Origin of the sequence: Acidiphilium sp., from assembly GCF_049977125.1 — a bacterium.
In the GTDB taxonomy this organism is placed as follows: Bacteria; Pseudomonadota; Alphaproteobacteria; order Acetobacterales; family Acetobacteraceae; genus Acidiphilium.
On the sequence record NZ_JBMFGY010000153.1, the window covers coordinates 1 to 6,247 of the forward strand.

General features: G+C 64.3%; 6 protein-coding genes. 2 read left to right on the forward strand and 4 right to left on the reverse strand.

The window, feature by feature from the left end; translation table 11 throughout:
* The 4 genes from ACP5E6_RS15445 to apaG form a co-directional block, all read right to left on the reverse strand.
* Positions 1–1,613 (reverse strand): CTP synthase (locus ACP5E6_RS15445; protein WP_427955493.1); only part of this gene is annotated, 1,613 nt, incomplete at its 3' end.
* A 67-nt stretch (positions 1,614–1,680) separates the two neighbouring features.
* Positions 1,681–2,085 carry a preprotein translocase subunit SecG gene (gene secG, locus ACP5E6_RS15450; protein WP_427955495.1) on the reverse strand — a complete coding sequence of 135 codons (405 nt, stop codon included), beginning with the start codon at positions 2,083–2,085 and terminating at the stop codon, positions 1,681–1,683.
* A gap of 211 nt (positions 2,086–2,296) precedes the next feature.
* On the reverse strand, positions 2,297–2,935 hold the full coding sequence (gene folE, locus ACP5E6_RS15455) for a GTP cyclohydrolase I FolE (protein WP_427955497.1): 639 nt from the start codon (positions 2,933–2,935) through the stop codon (positions 2,297–2,299).
* 112 nt (positions 2,936–3,047) lie between these two features.
* A complete protein-coding gene (apaG, locus tag ACP5E6_RS15460; RefSeq protein WP_427955499.1) occupies positions 3,048–3,476 on the reverse strand; it encodes a Co2+/Mg2+ efflux protein ApaG in 429 nt (142 codons plus the stop codon).
* 169 nt (positions 3,477–3,645) lie between these two features.
* On the opposite strand from apaG, the gene ACP5E6_RS15465 reads away from it, so the two are divergent.
* Together ACP5E6_RS15465 and ACP5E6_RS15470 are read left to right on the forward strand one after the other, a co-directional pair.
* A complete protein-coding gene (locus tag ACP5E6_RS15465) occupies positions 3,646–5,307 on the forward strand; it encodes a tetratricopeptide repeat protein (protein ID WP_427955502.1) in 1,662 nt (553 codons plus the stop codon).
* A 1-nt stretch (position 5,308) separates the two neighbouring features.
* Positions 5,309–6,166, forward strand: coding sequence for a 4-(cytidine 5'-diphospho)-2-C-methyl-D-erythritol kinase (locus ACP5E6_RS15470; RefSeq protein ID WP_427955504.1), 858 nt, complete (start codon positions 5,309–5,311; stop codon positions 6,164–6,166).
* Positions 6,167–6,247: the final 81 nt, after the last annotated feature.

Sequence of the window (6,247 nt, forward strand, 5' to 3'; positions counted from 1 at the left end):
CGCACGGCTGCGCCGATGAAGCCGGCGAAGAGGGGGTGGGGGTCGAAGGGTTTGGATTTCAGTTCGGGGTGGTATTGGACGCCGATGAACCAGGGGTGGTCGGGGTATTCGACGATTTCGGGGAGGATGCCGTCGGGGGAGAGTCCGGAGAAGTGGAGTCCGGCGGCTTCGAGGGTTTCGCGGTAGTGGATGTTGACTTCGTAGCGGTGGCGGTGGCGTTCTTCGATGGTGGGGTTGTTGTCGTAGACGGTGCGGACGAGGCTGCCGGCGGCGAGGGTGGCGGGGAAGGCGCCGAGGCGCATGGTGCCGCCGAGGTCGCCTTCGGCGGCGCGGCGTTCGATTTCGTTGCCGCGCGCCCATTCGGTGAGCAGGCCGACGACCGGGGTTTCGCAGGGGCCGAATTCGGTGGAGGAGGCCAGAGGCAGGTTGGCGAGGTTGCGGGCGGCTTCGATCACCGCCATTTGCATGCCGAAGCAGATGCCAAGGAAGGGGACGCGGCGTTCGCGGGCGAAGCGGACGGCTTCGATTTTGCCTTCGGTGCCGCGCTCGCCGAAACCGCCGGGGACGAGGATGCCGTGGACGCCGTCGAGCCTTGTGACGGCGCCGGGGCGTTCGAAGATTTCGGAATCGACCCAGTCGAGTTTGACTTTGACGCGATTGGCGATGCCGCCGTGGGCGAGGGCTTCGGCGAGGGATTTATAGCTGTCCAGCAGGTTGGTGTATTTGCCGACGACGGCGATGGTGACTTCGCCTTCCGGTGCGTTGACCGTTTCGACGATGCGGCGCCAGCGGGCGAGGTCGGGCGGGACGTCGTGGGGCAGGTTGAAGTGGCGGAGGACTTCGCGGTCCATGCCGGCGTTGTGGTAGGAGATCGGCACTTCGTAGATGGTTGAGACATCGAGGGCCGGGACGACGGCTTCGGGGCGGACGTTGCAGAACAGGGCGATTTTGCGGCGTTCGCCGTCGGGGATCGGGCGGTCGCAGCGGCAGATCAGCATTTGCGGCTGGATGCCGACGTTGAGGAGTTCCTTGACCGAGTGCTGGGTGGGTTTGGTTTTAAGCTCGCCGGCGCTGGGGATGTAGGGGACCAGGGTGAGGTGGACGAACATGGCGCCGTCGGGGCCGAGTTCGTTGCCGAGTTGGCGGATCGCTTCGAGGAAGGGCAGACCCTCGATGTCGCCGACGGTACCGCCGATTTCGACCAGGACGAAATCGAGACCTTCGGTGTCGTTGAGGACGACCTGCTTGATCGCATCGGTGATGTGGGGGATGACCTGGACGGTGGCGCCGAGGTAGTCGCCGCGGCGTTCGCGAGCGATGACGTCGGAATAGATCCGCCCGGTGGTTGCATTGTCGGATTTGGTGGCGTGGACGCCGGTGAAGCGCTCGTAATGGCCGAGGTCGAGGTCGGTTTCGGCGCCATCGTCGGTGACGAAGACCTCGCCGTGCTGGTAGGGGCTCATCGTGCCGGGATCGACGTTGAGGTAGGGGTCGAGCTTGCGGAGGCGGACTTTGTAGCCGCGGGCTTGCAGCAGCGCGCCGAGCGAAGCGGAAGCGATACCCTTGCCGAGCGAGGAGACCACGCCGCCGGTGATGAAGACATACCGGGTCATGGACGCTCCCCATAACAGAGGGCGGCGCGGCGTAAAACCCCGCGCCGGGAGTATCGCGGATCCGTCATCAGTTTTTAGCGGGGACTTGGGTGGTCGTGGCCGGAGGGGAGGGGGTATTGGCGGAGGACGATTCACCGGGGATGGGCGGCAGCGGGGCGAGTGGCTTAGTTGGGGATTTTTTGCTGGCGGGCGCGCTAGCCGCGGGAATCGGACCATTGAGAATCGATTCACCGCTGGAGGTGCCGCCGTTTTTATAGAGCAGCGCGAGGATCAAGCTAAGTGCCATGAAAGCGGTGGCAAGCACCGCCGTGGTGCGCGTCAGCAGGTTCGCGGTGCCGCGCCCAGTCATGAAATTGCCCATGCCTTGGCTGGAGCCGAGACCCAATCCACCGCCCTCGCTGCGCTGGATCAGCACGACGCCGATTAGGGCAAGAGTCACGAACGCTTGCAGCACGAGCAGAACCGTAATCATGAGAACCTTCCGAACATCGCGCGGGTTCTAATCCGGTGCGGCGGTGGTGGCAATTGGGTACCGGCGTCGGCGGTGGCATCGGAGGGGGCAGAGCTTACTGGATCTATTGAAAAGAAGAATCAGTCCCTGCTCACCGCATCCGTGGCGTTCGAGCGCCGGAGACCCAACTCAAGAAAAAATCTTGTTCTCTTTTCGGGAAAGCCGCGCTTGTTCAACTCTCAAGTCCGGTACACCGCCGGCCCTGGATCATCGAGAGAAACTCCCGGCGGGTTGAGGGATCGTCGCGGAACGCGCCGAGCATGCGGCTGGTCACCATGGCGACGCCGGTCTTGTGGACCCCGCGGGTAGACATGCATTCGTGTCCAGCCTCGATCACCACGGCGACTCCGCGTGGCTGCAAGACATCGTTGATCGTATTGGCGATCTGGGCGGTGAGTTTTTCCTGGATCTGCAGGCGTTTGGCATAGGCATCGACCACGCGGGCAAGCTTGCTGATACCGACGACGCGACGATTAGGCAGGTAGGCAACGTGGGCGACGCCGATGATCGGGACCATGTGGTGTTCGCAATGGGATTCCAGGCGGATGTCGCGCAGGATTACCATTTCGTCGTAGCCTTCGATTTCTTCGAAGGTGCGGGTCAAGATAGCTTCGGGGTCTTCCCCATAGCCGCGGAAAAAATCCTCGTAGGATCGCGCGACACGCGCAGGAGTGTCGAGCAGGCCTTCGCGTTCGGGGTCGTCGCCTGCCCATTGGATCAGGGTGCGGATGGCCGCCTCGGCCTCGGCGCGGCTTGGACGCCCGGGATTTCCCGCGTCGTGCAGATTTTCGAGCGGGGTATGAGTATCCACCAGCATTCTCCCATTATGGTGCGCGGGCGCTCGTGCGACCACACTTCAGACGGCATATAGTCGGCACTGCCGACCCCGCAACCCGATGATCATGGAATGGTGTTTGCCGATCTCAGTGAAGGCGATGATCTGCATGCGGGCTGTCAAGGCTGAACGCGGGCGTGGCGACGTCCACCATCTCGCCACTGTCGACCGCGAGCATGTGATAGAACCCGCTCATGAAACCGGTCGGGGTCTTCAGGGGCAGGCCGGACGTATATTCAAACACGTCGCCGGGATCGAGCACCGGCTGCTCGCCGACGACGCCAGGGCCGAGGATCTGCTGGACATGGCCGTTACCATCGGTGATCAACCAGCTCCGGCGCAGCAGCTTCATGGTCACGATACCGATATTTTCGATACGCACCTGATAGGCCCAGACGAAATGCCGTTCCTCCGGCGTTGATTGATCGGCGAGGAAAATCACCCGGATCGTGACACGGATTCCAGCGGTTTCGCTCGTGTAAATGTTGTTCGGCGCTTGCAGGCGCTTTGCTGCCATCGCTGCCATTCCCTTACGGCTTGACCGGCGGATCGCGCTTGGATCGAACCTGATCATGGACGTGATGATGGTGTAGCCTCCGGTGGCGGCGGAAACAAGCTGGATCGGCACAGGGCCATGCGGGCGAGGACGTGACCGGCTCGACAATCCGGGTTAGGAAACCCCAATGATGCCCTGTTCAAAAATGCTGCGGCGCTCCGCCTGCGCACTGGTTTTGCTGCTGTCCTCCTGTGCCGGCGGCAGAGCTGACACCGCATCACCGCCTTCGTTATCGCTCTACAGCGCATTCATGGCAGGGCGCTACGCCGCCGCGACCGGGCACGAGACCACGGCGGCACGGTTCTATGCCGACGCAATCGCGCTCGATCCGGACAACCGGACTCTGCTGCGTCAGGGGTTCATCACCGCGTTGCTGGCGCGGAGCCCCGATGCCACGATGCTGGCCAAAAGGATGGGCAATGATCCGCTGGCGATACTGGTGCGCGGCAATGCCCTGATCGAGGCGGGTCATGATCGAAAAGCGGCCACGCTGTTCGCAAAGATGCCCGCCACCGGCGTAACCGGGTTGATCCGCCCGCTGCTGCTGGCCTGGTCGGATGCCGGCGCGGGGCGTTTCGGGCCGGCGATCGATCGGTTGACCGGGCTGGATGCCGGTTCGCCCTTCGGGCCGGTTTATACGCTGAACGCGGCGCTGATCGCGGATCTGGCCGGGCGCGAGGCTGAGGCGGCACCGCTGTATCGGGCGGCGGAACAGGCGTTCGCGTCGCCCAATTTACGCCTTGCCCAGGCGATCGCGAGTTTTCAGGCGCGTCAGGGTCATTTTCAGAGCGCCGATGCAATTCTGGTGCGGCTGGCTGCGACGCATCCCGATCTGAGGTTGGCGCTGCGACGGATGGAGCGTGACGCCGCAAAGCCGATGATCACCTCGGCGCAGGATGGCGTGGCGGAGGTCTATCTGACTCTGGCAGGTTCGCTCGATCAGCCGCAGCAGGTATTGCTGCGCCAGATTCTTCTGGGGTTCGCGTTGCAGTTGCGGCCCGATCTGGCGGCGGCGTCGCTGTTATTGGCCAATCTGGATGTGACGCTGCACCATCCGGAACGAGCGGCGGCGACATTGACCCGGATCGGGGCGGATGATCCATTGTATGGTCCGGCGCTGATGCAGCGGGCGCAGATTCTCGCAGGGCTGGGCAAGGCGATGCCGCTGCTGCCCGCACTGGCGGATTTGGCACGGACGCACCCGCATGATGCGGCACCGATCACCCTCGCTGCCGATATAGAGCGCGATGCCGGGCATTATCGGCGGGCGCGTCGGTTGTATTCGCAAGCACTGGCGCGGCTCGGGCCAAATCCGCCGGGGGAGGCCTGGGCAGTCTATTACGGACGGGCGATCGCGGAGGACAAGCTGCACGATTGGCCGGCGGCGGATGCGGATCTGCATCATGCGCTGGCGCTGCAACCGGGACAGCCGTTTGTACTGAACTATCTGGGATATTCGGATGCGCTGCGCGGGGTTGATCTGGCGCAGGCGCAAACGATGATCGAGGAGGCGTTGCAGGTCGATCCGAACGAGGGGGCAATCATCGACAGTCTGGGGTACGTGCTGCTGCGGGAGGGCAAGATCGCACAGGCGATGCGGACTCAGATCCGCGCGGTACAGGAAGCGCCGGACGACGCAGAGGTGAATGCCCACCTGGCGGATATCTTCGAGGCGGCCGGTGATCATCTGGCGGCGCGCAACCAATGGGTGCGGGCACTGGCGCTGCATCCCGATGCGGCGGAGGCGGCGCGGATCGAGGCACATCTGAAGCATGATGCCGCGGGATCGTGAAGTGCCTGACTTAGTGCTGACCGAGGCGGCGAGGGCGAAGGTCAATCTGTTCCTGCATGTGACGGGGCGGCAGGCGGATGGGTATCATGAGCTCGACAGCCTGGCGGTGTTCCCGGCGGTGGGCGATCGGCTGAGCCTGAGGCCGGCGGCGGCGCTGGGGCTTGTGGTGGACGGTCAGTTTGGTGCGGGATTGGCCGATGAGCCGGATAATCTGGTGCTGCGAGCGGCGATCGGGTTCGGCGCGGCGATCGGGCGGGAGGCGCCAGTCGTGTTTCACCTGACCAAGACCCTGCCAGTGGCATCCGGGATCGGAGGCGGATCAGCCGATGCTGCGGCGGCGTGCCGGTTGTTGGCACGGTATTGGCAATGCCCGGTTCCCGCCGGTCTGGCGGCGGGGTTGGGGGCGGATGTGCCGGTATGCCTGGCCAGCGTGCCGGCACGGATGGGCGGTATCGGTGCCGATCTGACGCCGGCCCCCGCATTACCCAGATTCGGGATGGTGCTGGTGAACCCCGGGGTGGCGGTTTCAACCCCGGCGATTTTCCAGGCTCGTCAGAGGGCGTTCTCACCACCAGCCGATCTACCCGCGGGGTGGGACGACGCTGCGGCGATGGCCGCCGATCTGGCGCGGTGGTCGAATGATCTGGAGGTGCCGGCTCTGGAGATCGCGCCGGTGATCGGCACGGTTTTGGCGGCGCTTCGCTCCGATCCGGCGTGTCTAATGGCGCGGATGAGCGGGTCGGGGGCGACGTGTTTCGGTATCTACGCCGATGTCACCGAGGCGGTTGCGGCCACGGCGGTTCTGGCGCGGACGGGTTGGTGGGTCTGGGGAGGTGCCGGCAATGCCCTACAGCCATAGCCATTCTGACGAGCACCTGCGTCCTGGCCTGTTCAACCGTGTTGGGCCATAGCGCCAGCTTGATGCCCCGTTCGTGATGGT